We start from the raw sequence: 14,727 nt of genomic DNA, 5'->3' as shown, positions 1-14,727 counted from the left end.
GGATGGACTGGCGAAGACAGCATTCATCGTAGACTTGATCTCTCCTGCGATGCACGCTGCGGGGGATTGTCTCCGTTACTTTGACTTTGTCGTCGTTTGCAAATTCCTGTCTTCAGCGCCGCCGGGTCGTCTTTGGCTGCGTTGTTTCTCAACTGCCGCGGCAAAATAATTTTGCAGCTCGGCGGCCTTTCTTGGATCGGCAAGCGAAACCTTGTCCTTTATAAAATGGTCGACAAAGAGCTCCCAAGTGGGGACGGTGTTCTGCGCATACATGGTTCGCACCGCATTGGTAACCATCCTTCTTTCCTTCGAATTGGTAAAGCTATCCTTGAAATGCTGCGCTTGCTTGAAATCCAGTCCCCCAAAAATCTTCCGGAATATCTCAGCCGTCATTCTCGCGTCGTCCAATGCCCGGTGCGCAGATCCGGCGCCAGAGATTCCGAGTTCCGTTAACGCGGCTTCGACGCTTACATCGTTAGTGACCTTTGCATGGCGCAGATATCCTTTCAACAAGTCAAAGTAGGCCGCGGCCATCCAGTACGAATCATCCAATCGATGCATCCGCGTATCGTAAATGATCCGCTTCAAGTCCTCGCCGCCCCAAGTGACAAGCGTAAAAGCGCTGCTGCGGTCCAGCCAGACTATAAAATCGGCAATGACTTTCGGAAAGCCGGCTGCCTGATCGATTGCTTCCTGGGGGATTCCGGTTTTGTTCTTGATGAACCCGTTCAGCTTGGAGAAATAAACCGGTTTGACCAAGGCGGAGAATTCATCTGTCGCCTGCAGGGCTGAATTCAACCTCACCGCACCGATCTCTATCACTTCCATAGGCTTATCGCTGGCAAATTTCCGCCCGTTGAATTCGATATCGAGTATAATAAAGTCCGTTGTAAACGCCTCCGTATATAACAAAATAATGCTGCTTGTCTTCTAACAATAACATTTCAGGCTTGTCCCGTCGACAACGGGGTTTCATGAATGAGAAATGCCCCCTTGGCGAAGAGCCAGATGTCCTCCGGCAAAGGAATGATCCTCGTCTCACCCTAGGGGGCACTATTAAGTGTCAGTTTCGCGCGCTCAAATTATACGCCCGAATAAGCCATAAAGCCGCCGTCGACTGGAATGGTCGCGCCGGTGATGAAGCCGGACATGCGCTCGTCGGTGAGCCATATCAGCGTGCCGAGTAAATCCTCGGGCTTGCCGAATCTGCGCATCGGGGTATGCGAAATGATTTTGCGGGAGCGCTCGGTTAGCGATCCATCCTCGCTCAGCAGCAGCTTCTCGTTCTGCCGGGTTAGGAAGAAGCCCGGCGCAATCGCGTTCACGCGGATGCCGGCTTCGGCCAGATGGACGGCAAGCCACTGCGTAAAGTTGTCGATGGCCGCTTTGGCCGCGCTGTAGGCAGGTACCTTGGTCATCGGCGAAGGAGCGCTCATCGAAGAAATATTGATAACCGTCGTCCCTTCCCGGCCGAGCATCTGCTTCGTGAAAATTTGCGTCGGAATGAGGCTGCCGACGAAATTCAGATCCAGCACATTGCGAAAGCCGGTTACGCTTAAGTCGAAGAACGTCGCAATATCCGGATTGTTCAAGTCCTCGGCCTTGAAGATTTCATTCGTCGTATTGGCGCTCGGATGATTGCCCCCGGCACCGTTGATAAGAATATCGCACGGGCCGAGCTGCTGCAGGACTTCTTCGGCCGCATTGCGGACGCTTTCCGGATCGGTAACATCGCATGAGAAGGCGAGCGCCGTTCCGCCTGCAGCCTTAATTTCGGCGGCGACCGCTTCGCCCTTTTCCAATGTGCGGTTCAGTATGGCGACCCGAGCCCCCTGCCGGGCAAGCTCTACGGCCATTACCCGGCATAGAACTCCTGCTCCGCCCGTTATGACTGCGGTTTTACCTTTGAGCGAATCATGCAGCGGAAGTTCATTCATCGCTCATTCACCTTCCTTTCCATTCGGGCGCTCCTGGAATAGGCGTCCCAAAGCCCCCACAAATACATAATGCCAAGCGCCCGGTCGAACAGCCCGTATCCCGGTCTGCACTGCTCGTTCCATATATGCCTTCCATGGTCCGGTCTGCAAAATCCTTCGTAATTGTTCTCATGGTACGCCCCGACGATTCCGGCAATGTCAACGGTGCCGTCCTGCGTCCGGTGAGACGTTTCAATAAAATCGCCATTCTCGAACACGCGAACGTTGCGGATATGAGCGAACGGAATCCGGCCTGCGAACTCATGGATCATGGCGATAATATCATTGCCGGGATTGGCGCCGAGCGACCCGCTGCACAGGGTAATGCCGTTATAAGGGCTGTCATACAGCTGCAGGAACCGGCGTATGTTGTCCCGGCTCGTAATAATACGGGGAAGCCCGAATATCGGCCACGGCGGATCGTCCGGATGAATCGCCATTCTGATATCGTGCTCGGCGGCGACCGGAATGATCTCATCCAGGAAATATTTGACGTTCTCCCACAAGTCCTCCTCCGTTACGCCACGGTAAGCCTCGAACAGACCTGTTAAATATTGCAGCCGCTCAGGCTCCCAGCCGGGCATCGTTAGAGTAGAGTTCTCATTAATCTGTTTCACGAGCTCGAACGGATCGATATTCTCGATTTTGCTCTTTTCATAAAAGAGTGCGGTAGAGCCGTCGTCCGTTTCCTTATGAAGGTCGGTGCGCAGCCAATCGAATACGGGCATGAAATTATAGCAGATGACTTTGACGCCGACCTGCGCGAGCTTCGCGATCGTTTTCTTATAATTGTCGATGTAAGTGTCGCGGCTTGGAAGCCCGAGCTTGATGTCCTCGTGGATGTTCACGCTCTCCACGACCTTCAAATGAAGACCGGCCCTGTCGGCTGCAGCCTTCACCTCCATAATCTTTTCAATCGGCCATTCATCGCCGGCCGGTACGTCATGAAGCGCCCAAACGATACCTTCCACGCCGGGAATCTGCCTGACCTGATCCAGGGTGATCGTATCGTTCCCTTCACCGAACCATCGAAAAACCATTTTCATAGAAACAATTCGCCTCCGGTTATTTGAAATATGTAGGAAATTTCTCTTTCAGCAGCGCTTGATCGGCAATCGTTAAGCTTAGATGATCCTTCATCAGCCGCTCCGCCCGCTCCTCATCCTTGTTCCGAATAGCCTCGGCCATCTGGAAATGCTGCTCGTAAAGGTGGTCCCAATGATGGTCGGCTGCGAGCCGAAGCATTCGGCTCCGGTTCAGATGCACATTGATTTGCCCGATCACCGCCCATGTGTTGTTTTTCCTGCAGCCTTCGAAGATCGTACGGTGAAACGCTTCGTCAAGCTCGAACATCGTTCTGTAATCCTGATTCTCTATGCAGGCTTTCTGCAATGAGAGATTGCTGCCCAGTTCCGCTAAACGTTCGTCCGGGAAGCCGGCGCACGCCAGCCGGATGACCGCCCGTTCCAGCTGCTCGCGCATGAACCTGGCCTCTTCAACCAGCTCCAGGTCGATAAGCGATACGAAGGTGCCGCGCTGCGGGTACACCTCGAGAAGTCCTTCCTGAGCGAGCCGAACGAAGCTCTCCCGCACCGGAGTCCGGCTCACATTGAACCTCTGTGATATTTCCTTCTCCGATATACTTGCCCCGGGAGGAAGCTCGAACAGCAGAATTTGGTCTCTGAGCGTCTGGTAGACGTTATCCCGGGTGGACATCGAGGGCGGTCTCGCAGTGAAATTCATGTTCTTCACCTCCTCCAGCTAAGCTTTAGACTGTATACTTCCATACTACCATACTTGTATGGCAGTTTGGAAGCGAACTCAACTTGCGGCGTCGGAAATGCTGCATGCTGCCGGGCAGGCACCAAGGCAGGAGCGTGCAGCTTACTATTCCGATCCTGCGTTTAGGCGGCGGTACTCGCTGGGCGATACGTCCGACCACCGCTTGAATTGGCGGCTGAAATGGGCGATGTCCCTGTAGCCGAGAAGGGATGCGATATGCTGCACCGACAGTCTCGTATTGCACAGCAGCAGCTTCGCTTCGTGAAGGACAAGGCCGGATAAGTACGCGCGCGGTGACATGCCGAATATGTGCCGGAAAATACGGCCGCAATGGGATGTGCTTATACCAAGCTCTGAGGAGATGTCATCGATACCGTAATGCTGCTCGGCCGCGACTCCCTGCTTGAACGATTGACTGACGAGTCCCTGCAGCCGGTGGCGGATTTGATGGGCAAGCTCTACCTTCCCGTATGCGGCGGAGGACAACGAGACGGCTTCGTTGGAAATCGCCTCCCACAAATGGCCGAACAGCTCAAAGATGGCGGATTGCAGCCGCATCCGCTGCGTCATTGTCTTCTGGCCTGCTTGCCCCGCGATGTCGATCAGCCTGGACATGACCGGCTGCACCTGCCTGGTAACGGGGCTGTCCCCCGGGAACAGAGTTTGCTCCATCCGGCTTAGCAGACTCAGAAATATTTTATCGTCAATATCGAAGTGGATGCAGAAGTAGGTGAATGGCTCGTTATTTCCGCTGCGGCTGGAATGAACGTCGCCCGGCCTGAGAAGAACGAGATCGCCGGACCGCTGCAGGCAGCTGGATCCGCCTACCGTCATAAGTTGTTCGCCCTCCAGCACATAATTGATTTCATACTGGGGGTGCTCGTGCGCCGGATAATGCCAATCGCCGCTGACGCGGCGCAGATGCATGCCGAATAAGTTGACGGTCGTCTTCACATCAGGAATCATAATTTCACTAATGCTCTCTCCGGGTGGCGGAGGCACGAAGGAAGCTGACATGGCGAATCTCCCCTTTACTGCGCATTTTCTGCCAATAGTATATCCGATTTCGCCCGATTTGGGTAAATTCCTGATCGATTTGACAATGGTCACCCTCATTTGCGACATGCTAGGATTAGCGTGAGCCTTCTTGGCCCTAGAGCCAATTACCGCCAGCGAAAGGGGTTTCAAGCATGAAGAAAGCCAATATATTTTATAACGCTCACCATTCGCCGATCGGCGCTTTTGCCAGTTTTACATTGGGGTTTCGAGGAAAGAAGGGCGGGCTCGGGCTTGAGCTCGGAAAGCCGGCCGACCAGAATATGTATATCGGCTTCCAGTCACGGAGCGGCGCCGTTTACGAGACGCTGCCTTTCTTCGCAGCGGCTGAGGACGCAAGCGCGCGGTATGACGTCGAGAGGCTGGGGGAAAAGGGTAAGGAAACGGATGAAGCAGCAATAGTTCATCACCAGGACGGCGGTGCCGGCAGCCGGCAAATAGGCGGCAGCAGACCTTTGGCTGCGGTGATCACACCTTTCCAAACGGATGATATTTCCCGTGTATTCAAGACGGGAACGGATACATGGCAGGCGGGGGACTTGACGCTGCGCATCTATTCACCGGTGCGCAGCGTGCCTGAGCCCGGGAAAGCGGAAGCGGAGGAGCTTAAGGCTGCTATCGTTCCATCCGTATTTGCCGAGCTTACTTTGGACAATACGCAAGGCCGTTTTGCGCGCACGGGCTTCTTCGGTTACGAAGGAAACGACCCTTACAGCGCAATGCGGCGGCTCAGCGATACAGGCGACGGCCGGTTCACCGGAATCGGTCAAGGCCGACTGACCGCAATCGTATCCAAAGACGACGGCGTTACGCCTGCGCTCGGCTTTACAATGGAGAAGATTCTGGAAGAGAAGCTCGCGCACAATCTCGCATTCGGTCTCGGCGGTACGGGAGCCCTTCTCATGGAGGTGCCTCCCGGCGAGAAGCGGACCTTCCGGTTCGCAATCTGCTTTTATCGCGGCGGAATCGTTACGGCAGGTATGGATGCTTCTTATTACTATACCCGGCATTTTGCCAATATTGAGGAAGTGGCGAGCTACTCGCTCGAGCGGTTCGAGGAGCTGACCGATTCCTGCGAACAGGCCAACGCTTGGATCGACAGCGGGGGATTGTCGGATGATCAGTCATTCATGCTCGCTCACGCCATTCACAGCTACTACGGCAGCACGCAGTTGCTTGACGCAGGCGGAGAACCGGTGTGGATCGTCAATGAAGGCGAATATCGCATGATGAATACGCTCGATTTGACGGCTGACCAGCTGTTCTACGAGCTGCGGATGAATCCGTGGACGGTGCGCAATGAGCTTGAACTGTTCGTGAACCGCTACAGCTATAAGGACAAAGTGCGCTTCCCGGGGGACGATAAGGAATATCCCGGCGGACTTACGTTCACCCACGACATGGGTGTGGCGGGCATATTCTCGCGTCCGCAATACTCCGCTTACGAGCTTGCCGGTCTGGACGACTGCTTCTCCTATATGAGCCATGAAGAGCTTGTCAACTGGCTGTGCTGCTCGGTCGTTTATATAGAGCAGACGAAGGACCGCGAATTTACGCAGCGCATGCTTCCGGTGATTCGCGACTGCTTCGAGAGCATGCTGAACCGGGATCACCCGGTAGCCGGCAAGCGCAATGGCCTGATGGGACTGGACAGCTCCCGCACCCAGGGCGGCGCGGAAATTACGACCTACGACAGTCTCGACGTTTCGCTGGGACAATCGCGGAATAACATCTATTTGGCCGGCAAATGCTGGGCCGTCTATGTCGCGCTGGAGCGGCTGTTCGCCCATGAGGAGCTTCCGGAGCTGTCCCGAATCGCCGGAGCCCAGGCGGACAAATGCGCAGCATCGGTTGCGGCGGAGCTGACGGATAAAGGCTATATTCCGGCCGTTATCGGCGAGAATAACGATTCGAGAATCATTCCGGCAATCGAAGGGCTCGTATTCCCTTACTTCACCGGCTGCAAGGAAGCGCTTGATTTTAACGGACGGTTCGGGACTTACCTGCAGGCGCTCAAAACGCACTTGAATACGGTCCTCGTACCGGGAACCTGCCTGTACGAATACGGAGCCTGGAAGCTGTCCTCCACAAGCACCAACTCCTGGCTGAGTAAAATCTATTTGTCCCAGTTTATCGCCCGCGAGATTATGGATCTGCCTTGGGATGAGCGCGGCGCAGCTGCTGATGCGGCGCACGTGAACTGGCTGCTCCACCCGGAGCTGTCGTATTGGTGCTGGAGCGATCAGATTCTGAACGGACTCATATGCGGCAGCAAATATTATCCGCGCGGCGTTACAGCGATCCTCTGGCTGCTGGAAGATAAGAAGGAGGGCTTCAAATGAGCGGGTCGTCATCGCCATACGAAGGGGCTGGACACAGCGGCTGGCTTGGCCTGAATCGGCTCGATCCGGGAGAGCTGTATGATCAATATGCGGCCTGGTGCGGACGGATCGTCGCGAGCGGGAAGCATGACATCATCGATACGGCTGCGGCGGAACTCACGCGGGGCGTTGAGTACCTGCTCGGCAAACGTCCAATCGTATCCGCCCGCCCCGAAAGTGATTACTGCATCGCTCTCGGAACATTCGGCAGCGGCGATCTTCCTGATCGTACTTTCGGCGAGGACGCCCGTTGGGCGATCGGACCGGAAGGCTATGCCATTAAGACGAATACGGCCGATCGCTGCATCGCGATTGGGGCTTGGACTCCGTCCGGCGTCCTCTACGGCGTATTCCATTTGCTCAGATTGCTCGGTACCGGCAGCACGGTCGACGGACTTGAGCTGTCAGAGAATCCGGCGAACAAGCTGCGTATGATTAACCAATGGGACAATATCGACGGCAGCATTGAGCGCGGATACGCGGGAAGATCCATTTTCTACGAAAATAATAAAATTACGGCGAACCTGGAGCGTGTTCGCGACTATGCCAGGCTGCTTGCGTCCACGGGGATAAACGCCATTGCAATCAACAATGTGAATGTCCATAAATACGAAACGATGTTTCTCACGGACCACTATCTCCCGGACGTGGCGAAGCTCGCGGACATATTCCGAGCATTCGGCATCAAGCTGTTTCTCAGTATTAATTTTGCGAGTCCGATCGAAATTGGAGGCTTATCGACAGCAGATCCGCTCGAGCCTGCCGTACGCCAGTGGTGGCGAGGCAAAGCGGACGAGGTGTATGCGGCGATCCCGGATTTCGGCGGTTTTCTCGTCAAAGCGGATTCGGAGAATCGGCCCGGGCCGTTTACCTATGGGCGGGACCATGCGGACGGCTCCAATATGCTTGCCGAGGCGCTGCAGCCTCATGGCGGCATCGTAATTTGGCGGTGTTTTGTTTATAACTGCAAGCAGGATTGGCGCGACCGCTTAACGGACAGGGCCAGGGCGGCTCACGACCATTTCACGCCCCTGGACGGCCGGTTTATGGAGAATGTCGTTCTGCAGGTGAAGAACGGCCCGATGGACTTTCAGGTTCGCGAGCCCGTATCGCCGCTCTTCGGCGCTATGGAAGCGACGAATCAGGTGATTGAATTCCAGATTACGCAGGAATATACGGGCCAGCAGCGGCATCTGTGCTACCTTGTACCGCAGTGGAAAGAGGCGCTCGACTTCGATACCTTCGCCAAGGGTGAAGGGTCGAGCGTCAAGCGCATCGTTGACGGTTCCTTGTATGGCAGCCGCCGCAGCGGTTTTGCAGCGGTCTCGAACATCGGGGACGATGCGAATTGGACGGGTCATCTGCTGGCGCAGGCCAACTTGTACGGCTACGGGCGGCTTGCCTGGAATCCCGATCTGTCCGCCGAAGGAATTGCCGAGGAATGGGTAAGGCTCACCTTCGGCGGGGACGACCGGCTAATCCGGACGATTTGCGGCATGCTTATGGATTCCTGGAGCATCTATGAATCGTATACGGCTCCGCTCGGCATCGGCTGGATGGTTAATCCCGATCACCATTACGGTCCCAATGTGGACGGCTATGAGTATTCCAAATGGGGGACTTATCATTTCGCCGACTGCAAGGGGATCGGTGTCGACCGTACGGTGAAGACGGGGACGGGCTACGCGGGTCAGTATATTGGAAACAACGCCGATATGTACGAATCGGTCGATACATGCCCGGATGAACTGCTGCTGTTCTTCCACCATGTCCCGTATACACATGTGCTGCATTCCGGCCAAACGGTCATTCAGCATATTTACGATACCCACTTCGAAGGTGCGGAGCGGGCTGGGAGGCTGAAGAAAGCTTGGAGCAGTCTATCGGGAAGCATGGACGAAGCGATGTATCGGCAGGTTGAAGAGCGGCTAACCGAGCAGGCGCAGCATGCCAGGGAATGGCGCGATATGATCAATACGTATTTCTTCAGGAAGAGCGGAATAGGCGACGAACTTGGACGGCGAATATATTGATTCGGCGAAGCGGGGAGCACTTATAAACAAGACGCGGGCGCTTGGAAACCGATTGGTTGCCGAATCGAATAACCGGCTGCCTGAAGATTGACCTGATAACCCGAGCGAATAACCCGGTACGCGTAAGTAAATACTAAGCCAAATCCATATAAATTACAGAAAATGGAGGACTTGGGATAATGAATATTAGGCGCGCGAAAGAAATTGCCGAATCTGCGGAAATGAAGAATGTTACCTATGACGGAACGCCGGTCTATATCCAGCACGTTGATGAAGAGACCGAATCGGTGAGGATCTATCCTCTAGGGCAGCCGGAGCAGGAGCAAAGCGTTCCGGTGAACAGCCTTGACGAACAGCAATTCGAGTAGAATAATCAGCCTTCTATTCAACAATTGGATTCTTTTCAGATTGAAATTCGCAAGAAAGCCCCGCTTCCCGGCGGGGTTTATTTTTAATGGAGGCTGTTGAATTCAAAGTTTAAGGTTCTCTATTTTGATAAATATGGGAAAGATAATGGGGATGTCCGATTTCGAAAACCATTAAACTCCGTGGTTTACAAGGAAGTGATCGTGTATGCCTTTTGCAAAAATTAACGGAATAATGCTGCATTACCGGACGAGCGGAGAAGGGATTCCGGTCGTATTTATCCATCCCCCGCTGCTGACCGGCGCCAATTTCAATTATCAGCATGCGGAGCTGTCGTATGACTTTCAGGTTGTGACCTTCGATATCAGGGGACATGGACGAAGCGCTGAGTCGGACATTCCGGTTACCTATGAGTTGATCGCGGAGGATCTGATACAGCTGCTTGACCACCTGCAGATAGATAAAGCATTTGTATGCGGTTATTCGACGGGAGGATCGATCGCGCTGGAAGCCTTGCTTGCCTATCCGGACCGCCTGTATGGCGGAATTCTGATCAGCGCCATGTCGGAAGCGAGTGATATTGTACTAAGAACCCGGATTCGTCTCGCAATGGGATTCTCCAGATCGAAATCGTTAAGTCTTATGTTGATGCTGGGGATCGCATGGGGGAATGCGGACAGTCTGCGAACGTTTCGCAATCTGCTTCGAGGCGCTGCGAGCGGCAATATCCGCAACATCCACCAATATTACAGCTATAGTCTCGGCTACAGCTGTACGAATCAGCTGTCGCGTATAAAAGCGCCCATTCTCCTGCTGTACGGTGAAAAGGATAAACGCTTTAAGCGTTATCGCCAGCTGCTGCAGCGGACGCTCCGGAATTTCGAGGTATTAACGCTAAATAACAAGAGTCATCAGCTTCCGACAAAAGCGGCATATGACATGAATAACGCGATCAGGTATTGGATTCATGATGTGTTCGAGGAGAAGGGGCACAGCTCCGGGAAAGAAGCAGAAATTCCGGATGCGTATGCTGCCTTTGTAGTCCCCCCGGAGGCGGCCGGGGAGCCTGACGGTCAGCAGCCTGCCGGGAACGGGCCCGCCTGAGTTCATGCCGCCTCTTTAACTTCCATCGTCCCTCTGACTAATGATTGCGGGGAGAATTCATCATCCCATATAATCATTAGTAAAACGGTAGAAGGAGTCGACGCAAATGAATGACAGCCGTCATATTCTTAAAGCCGAGGTACGCGCCTATCTCGAGAGAATAGGCTATGAAGGTCCGGTTGACGGCAGCGCCTCCGCTCTCGCTGCAATTCAGGAGCGGCATCTCCATGCTGTGCCGTACGAAAATCTCGATATCCTTCGCCGCCGCCCGCTGTCACTTGAACTTCACGACCTCTATGAGAAAATTGTCGTGCGCCGCCGCGGCGGCTATTGCTTCGAGCTCAATGCACTCTTCGGTTGGCTCTTGCGGGAGCTCGGGTATCCGGTAACGGATTATATGGCCCGCTTCTGGCGCGATGAACCGAATCCGCCGCCGAAACGGAGGCATCAAGTCTTGAAAGTCCAGGCTGGAGACGACTTCTTTCTCTGTGATGTAGGTGTTGGCGGCATTGTACCGAGACGGCCGATTCAAATGACCGAGGGCCTGGAGCATGAGCAGGGCGGCGAGTGTTACCGGCTTGAACGCGATTCCTATTACGGCTGGATGCTGTGTGAATTGAAGCACGGGCAGTGGAGCCGGCTTTATTCCTTCACCGAGGAGCCGCAGCTGCCAAAGGACTTTATTATGGCCACTTACTGGTGCGAGAACTCCCCGGATTCCATTTTCACTAAAGACGCCATGGTGGCGCTCCGTACCCTTGAGGGGAGAAACACTATTGCAGGCAAGGAGTTTCGCATCTTTACCTCCGAGGGGGTAAAAGCTTTTGTGCCGCAGACGATGGAAGAGTACAGCGAAGCTCTGCGCACTTATTTCGGCATTTCAACAGAGTGAAATACCCGTCCAGCCAAAGAATATTTCCTGTGCCTATACCTATTCAGCCCGCCCGCATATTCTAATCAAAATGGAAAAAAGGCGGATGCACGATGACTGAATTGAAAATAGCTGCGGTAGGAGATATTCTGGTCAAACGTTCTATCATTTCCGATGCCAAGCTTCCGGACGGGAGTTATTCGTTTGAGAACCTGTTCGCTAAAGTCGCTCCCTATCTGAAAAAAGCGGATTTGACGATTGGAAACCTCGAAACGACCTTCCCCGGAGGGGGCAGAAAACACCCCAAATGGCGGCAATCGATAGGTCCGTTGTTCAAATGCCCGGATCAGATGGCTAAGGCGCTTAAGGAAGTCGGCTTCGACGTATTAGTGACTGCGAACAATCACTGTGTCGATTACGGTACCGCCGGTCTGCTCCGCACGATTCGGGTATTGGACAGCGCCGGAATCGATCACACGGGCACGTTTAGCTCTTTGCAGGAGTCCAGAAAGCTGCTGATCAAGAAGGTAAAGGGCGTCAAGATCGGAATCCTCTCCTATACGGAAATGACAAACAAGCTTCCCGTAGCTGCAAGCAGACCTTGGTTGGTCAATAAGATGCGCGCGGGCAGGATCATCCGGGATATGCGAGCCCTCAAAAAAAGCGGCACCGATCTCGTTATCGTATGTCTGCATTTCGGTAGGGAGTACCAGTTTATACCGAACAAGGGCCAGAAGCGGCTGGTTAACCTTCTGTTTAAAAATGGGGCCAACATAATTCTGGGTTCCCATCCGCATGTTCTTCAACCGTTATCGGCAAGAGGAAAGAAGCGGTTCGTTATTTATTCTTTGGGTAATTTCGTCTCCACAAAGCTCAGAAATAACCCCCATACACAAAGCAGTATCATTCTTACCCTGAAAATTAAGAAAGGTAAAACGGGGAAAACCGCGATAACAGGAATGGACTACATCCCGACTCATGTGAGTCGAAGAAAAACGGGCGGCAGAGGAATTACCGAGGTGATCCCGATTCGCGATGTCTTGGAAGGGCACATTTCCGGTTTGAAAACAAGGCAGCACATGTTAATGAAACGCATGCTGGCCGACACGAAGAAGATTTTAAAGGGGAAAAAAATCAAATAATTGCGAGTGAAACGAGGGTACAAAAACTCTATTCGCGAAGAATAAGTATGATTTGTTAGGGCGTGTGATTTTGAGAACACTGGCCGGAACAATAGTTGTGGTTTCCATCTTAATCGTTGCTTTTACGGTAGGCGCGGCTTTGTATATAAATTTCAAGCTAAACAGTTTGGAGAGCCGCATTTTCCAATATTTGACCACTCAGAAACATTATGAGAAAGATGAAATCTCAAATATTGATGGAGCAATCGGAAAGCTGCCGTTTTATCAAATTCGGGTTATTTTCAAAGATGAGCCCAATAATGTATATATCTATCGAGAAGCGAATAACCGGATTGTGCAGATATATCCGGATGAATCGAAAGATAGCGGCGAATTTAAACATAAGGAATAAAGCATGAGCCCGGTTTGGATACCCGCACCCGCAATAAGCCGCAATGAGAATAACCCCAGGTCGATCCGGGAAAGCGCCGGTTCGACCTGGGGTTATTTTGCTTACGGAAATGTATCTGCAGGCGGCAGGGGTTACAATCCCCGGTCCCGTCTACGGGCTACGCCGGAAGCATATGCTGCCGAGATAACCGCTTCCTTCACTTTGTCCGCGACATGCGGATTAAATACGCTTGGTATAATGTAATACTCGTTGAGCTCGTCCTCCGTTACGACCGCCGCGATAGCGTGGGCGGCCGCGAGCTTCATCTCCTCCGTGACGCGTGAGGCACGGCAGTCCAGAACGCCCCGGAACAATCCCGGGAAACAGAGCACGTTGTTGATCTGATTCGGATAATCCGAGCGCCCTGTGGCCAGTACTTTCACCAGCCCCTCAGCCTCCTCGGGAGAAATCTCAGGCGTCGGGTTGGCCATTGCAAAGACGATAGGGTCTTGGGCCATTTTCCGGATATCGTCCGCCTTCAGTACACCGGGCCCGGACACTCCGATGAAGATATCGGCTCCTGTGATGACGTCGGACAGTAAGCCCTGCTCCCGCTCGGGGTTCGTGTTCTCGGCGTACCAATTCCATGCTTCATGCTCGTAATTGCGGCCGCTTACCAACGCGCCGGCACGGTCAACCCCGACAATGTTGGTTACCCCAGCCGCAAGCAGTATTTTGGTGCAGGCGATTCCGGCGGCACCGACGCCGCACAGAACGACTTTGCAATCCTTGAGTTCTTTACCCGCCAGCTTGACCGCATTCAAGATGCCCGCGAGCAGCACAACCGCGGTTCCATGTTGATCGTCATGGAATACCGGAATATCCAGCTCCTCGACAAGCCGCCGCTCGATTTCAAAACAGCGGGGAGAGGAGATATCCTCCAGATTAATTCCGCCAAAGGCCGGTGCGATCCTTTTAATCGTTGCAATAATTTCTTCCGTATCCTGAGTATCAAGACAGATCGGGAATGCATCGACGCCCGCAAGCTGCTTGAACAGCATCGCTTTCCCTTCCATGACGGGCATAGCTGCCAGCGGCCCGATATTGCCGAGTCCGAGCACGGCAGTCCCGTCCGATACAACGGCAATTGTATTCCGCTTGATCGTGAGCGTATGCGCGCGGTTTGGCTCCTCATGGATCGCCATGCATACATTCGCTACGCCAGGCGTATAGACGCGCGATAGATCGTCGCGGGTCTTGATCGTCATCTTAGGCGTCACTTCGATCTTACCGCCAAGATGCAGTAGAAACGTCTGATCGGAGACCTGAAGCACCTGGACGCCGGGCAGTTTATTTAATACGCTTACAATTAACTCTCTGCGATGCGTTTCGGTAATGTTAACCGTAATGTCCCGAATCGTAGTCTTCTTGCCTGCGCCGCTCATGTCAACGGCGACAATATCGCCGCCGGCTTCTCCGATCGCAGTGGCAATCCGTCCGAATGTTGCCTTTTCTTTATCCATTTCGAGGCGCAGGACGATGTTGGTGCTTGCTGTCGCCGGCATTGCCATGTGTACTCACTCCCAGTAAACGAAATTATTGCCCAGTGCATCTATGTTACCGTTTACATGGTAGAGTGGGAAGCT

At 53.6% G+C, this 14,727-nt stretch carries 13 protein-coding genes; 7 read left to right on the top strand and 6 right to left on the bottom strand.

Annotated elements, in window-relative coordinates:
• Positions 1-75: 75 nt before the first annotated feature.
• The 5 genes from KZ483_RS24680 to KZ483_RS24660 all read right to left on the bottom strand — a co-directional run bounded on the left by KZ483_RS24680 (position 76) and on the right by KZ483_RS24660 (position 4,775).
• On the bottom strand, positions 76-912 hold the full coding sequence (locus KZ483_RS24680; protein WP_220350203.1) for a 3'-5' exonuclease: 837 nt from the start codon (positions 910-912) through the stop codon (positions 76-78).
• A gap of 170 nt (positions 913-1,082) precedes the next feature.
• Entirely contained in the window at positions 1,083-1,937 is an 855-nt protein-coding gene (locus tag KZ483_RS24675) for an SDR family oxidoreductase (RefSeq protein WP_220350202.1), read from the bottom strand.
• The gene (gene uxuA, locus KZ483_RS24670; RefSeq protein ID WP_220350201.1) at positions 1,934-3,022 is read right to left on the bottom strand and encodes a mannonate dehydratase; all 1,089 of its coding nucleotides are present in this window, start codon (positions 3,020-3,022) and stop codon (positions 1,934-1,936) included. The genes KZ483_RS24675 and uxuA overlap by 4 nt, the downstream gene beginning before the upstream one ends.
• A gap of 19 nt (positions 3,023-3,041) precedes the next feature.
• Complete coding sequence (locus KZ483_RS24665; protein ID WP_220350200.1) at positions 3,042-3,719, bottom strand: GntR family transcriptional regulator; 678 nt, start codon at positions 3,717-3,719, stop codon at positions 3,042-3,044.
• Positions 3,720-3,863: 144 nt separating this feature from the next.
• A complete protein-coding gene (locus KZ483_RS24660; RefSeq protein ID WP_220353658.1) occupies positions 3,864-4,775 on the bottom strand; it encodes an AraC family transcriptional regulator in 912 nt (303 codons plus the stop codon).
• Between the two features lie 173 nt (positions 4,776-4,948).
• Here KZ483_RS24660 and KZ483_RS24655 point away from each other — a divergent pair, with 173 nt between their 5' ends.
• The 7 genes from KZ483_RS24655 to KZ483_RS24625 all read left to right on the top strand — a co-directional run bounded on the left by KZ483_RS24655 (position 4,949) and on the right by KZ483_RS24625 (position 13,102).
• Entirely contained in the window at positions 4,949-7,156 is a 2,208-nt protein-coding gene (locus KZ483_RS24655; protein WP_220350199.1) for a glycoside hydrolase family 52 protein, read from the top strand.
• A complete protein-coding gene (locus KZ483_RS24650; protein WP_220350198.1) occupies positions 7,153-9,228 on the top strand; it encodes an alpha-glucuronidase family glycosyl hydrolase in 2,076 nt (691 codons plus the stop codon). Before KZ483_RS24655 ends, KZ483_RS24650 begins: the two co-directional genes overlap by 4 nt.
• Positions 9,229-9,407: 179 nt before the next feature.
• The gene (locus KZ483_RS24645; RefSeq protein WP_220350197.1) at positions 9,408-9,596 is read left to right on the top strand and encodes a small acid-soluble spore protein H; all 189 of its coding nucleotides are present in this window, start codon (positions 9,408-9,410) and stop codon (positions 9,594-9,596) included.
• A 205-nt stretch (positions 9,597-9,801) separates the two neighbouring features.
• Positions 9,802-10,698: an alpha/beta fold hydrolase gene (locus tag KZ483_RS24640; RefSeq protein ID WP_220350196.1), complete on the top strand. Its 897-nt coding sequence runs from the start codon at positions 9,802-9,804 to the stop codon at positions 10,696-10,698.
• A gap of 106 nt (positions 10,699-10,804) precedes the next feature.
• Positions 10,805-11,590 (top strand): arylamine N-acetyltransferase family protein, encoded by a 786-nt coding sequence (locus KZ483_RS24635; protein WP_220350195.1) that lies wholly within the window; start codon positions 10,805-10,807, stop codon positions 11,588-11,590.
• Between the two features lie 92 nt (positions 11,591-11,682).
• Positions 11,683-12,711, top strand: a complete 1,029-nt coding sequence (locus tag KZ483_RS24630) for a CapA family protein (RefSeq protein WP_220350194.1) — start codon at positions 11,683-11,685, stop codon at positions 12,709-12,711.
• Positions 12,712-12,775: 64 nt separating this feature from the next.
• A complete protein-coding gene (locus KZ483_RS24625) occupies positions 12,776-13,102 on the top strand; it encodes a DUF3139 domain-containing protein (RefSeq protein ID WP_220350193.1) in 327 nt (108 codons plus the stop codon).
• Positions 13,103-13,233: 131 nt separating this feature from the next.
• Here KZ483_RS24625 and KZ483_RS24620 read toward each other — a convergent pair whose 3' ends face one another.
• Complete coding sequence (locus KZ483_RS24620) at positions 13,234-14,652, bottom strand: NAD-dependent malic enzyme (RefSeq protein WP_220350192.1); 1,419 nt, start codon at positions 14,650-14,652, stop codon at positions 13,234-13,236.
• Positions 14,653-14,727: the final 75 nt, after the last annotated feature.

This window comes from Paenibacillus sp. sptzw28 (assembly GCF_019550795.1).
Classification (GTDB): domain Bacteria; phylum Bacillota; class Bacilli; order Paenibacillales; family Paenibacillaceae; genus Paenibacillus_Z.
This window is presented reverse-complemented; position numbering and strand designations above follow the sequence as displayed.

Excerpts from the sequence above, each read along its gene's own strand:
- KZ483_RS24655 (WP_220350199.1), top strand. The coding sequence starts at position 4,949 with ATGAAGAAAGCCAATATATTTTATAACGCTCACCATTCGCCGATCGGC.
- KZ483_RS24675 (WP_220350202.1), bottom strand. The coding sequence starts at position 1,937 with ATGAATGAACTTCCGCTGCATGATTCGCTCAAAGGTAAAACCGCAGTC.
- KZ483_RS24620 (WP_220350192.1), bottom strand. The coding sequence starts at position 14,652 with ATGGCAATGCCGGCGACAGCAAGCACCAACATCGTCCTGCGCCTCGAA.
- KZ483_RS24630 (WP_220350194.1), top strand. The coding sequence starts at position 11,683 with ATGACTGAATTGAAAATAGCTGCGGTAGGAGATATTCTGGTCAAACGT.
- uxuA (WP_220350201.1), bottom strand. The coding sequence starts at position 3,022 with ATGAAAATGGTTTTTCGATGGTTCGGTGAAGGGAACGATACGATCACC.
- KZ483_RS24645 (WP_220350197.1), top strand. The coding sequence starts at position 9,408 with ATGAATATTAGGCGCGCGAAAGAAATTGCCGAATCTGCGGAAATGAAG.
- KZ483_RS24640 (WP_220350196.1), top strand. The coding sequence starts at position 9,802 with ATGCCTTTTGCAAAAATTAACGGAATAATGCTGCATTACCGGACGAGC.
- KZ483_RS24665 (WP_220350200.1), bottom strand. The coding sequence starts at position 3,719 with ATGAATTTCACTGCGAGACCGCCCTCGATGTCCACCCGGGATAACGTC.
- KZ483_RS24650 (WP_220350198.1), top strand. The coding sequence starts at position 7,153 with ATGAGCGGGTCGTCATCGCCATACGAAGGGGCTGGACACAGCGGCTGG.
- KZ483_RS24660 (WP_220353658.1), bottom strand. The coding sequence starts at position 4,775 with ATGTCAGCTTCCTTCGTGCCTCCGCCACCCGGAGAGAGCATTAGTGAA.
- KZ483_RS24635 (WP_220350195.1), top strand. The coding sequence starts at position 10,805 with ATGAATGACAGCCGTCATATTCTTAAAGCCGAGGTACGCGCCTATCTC.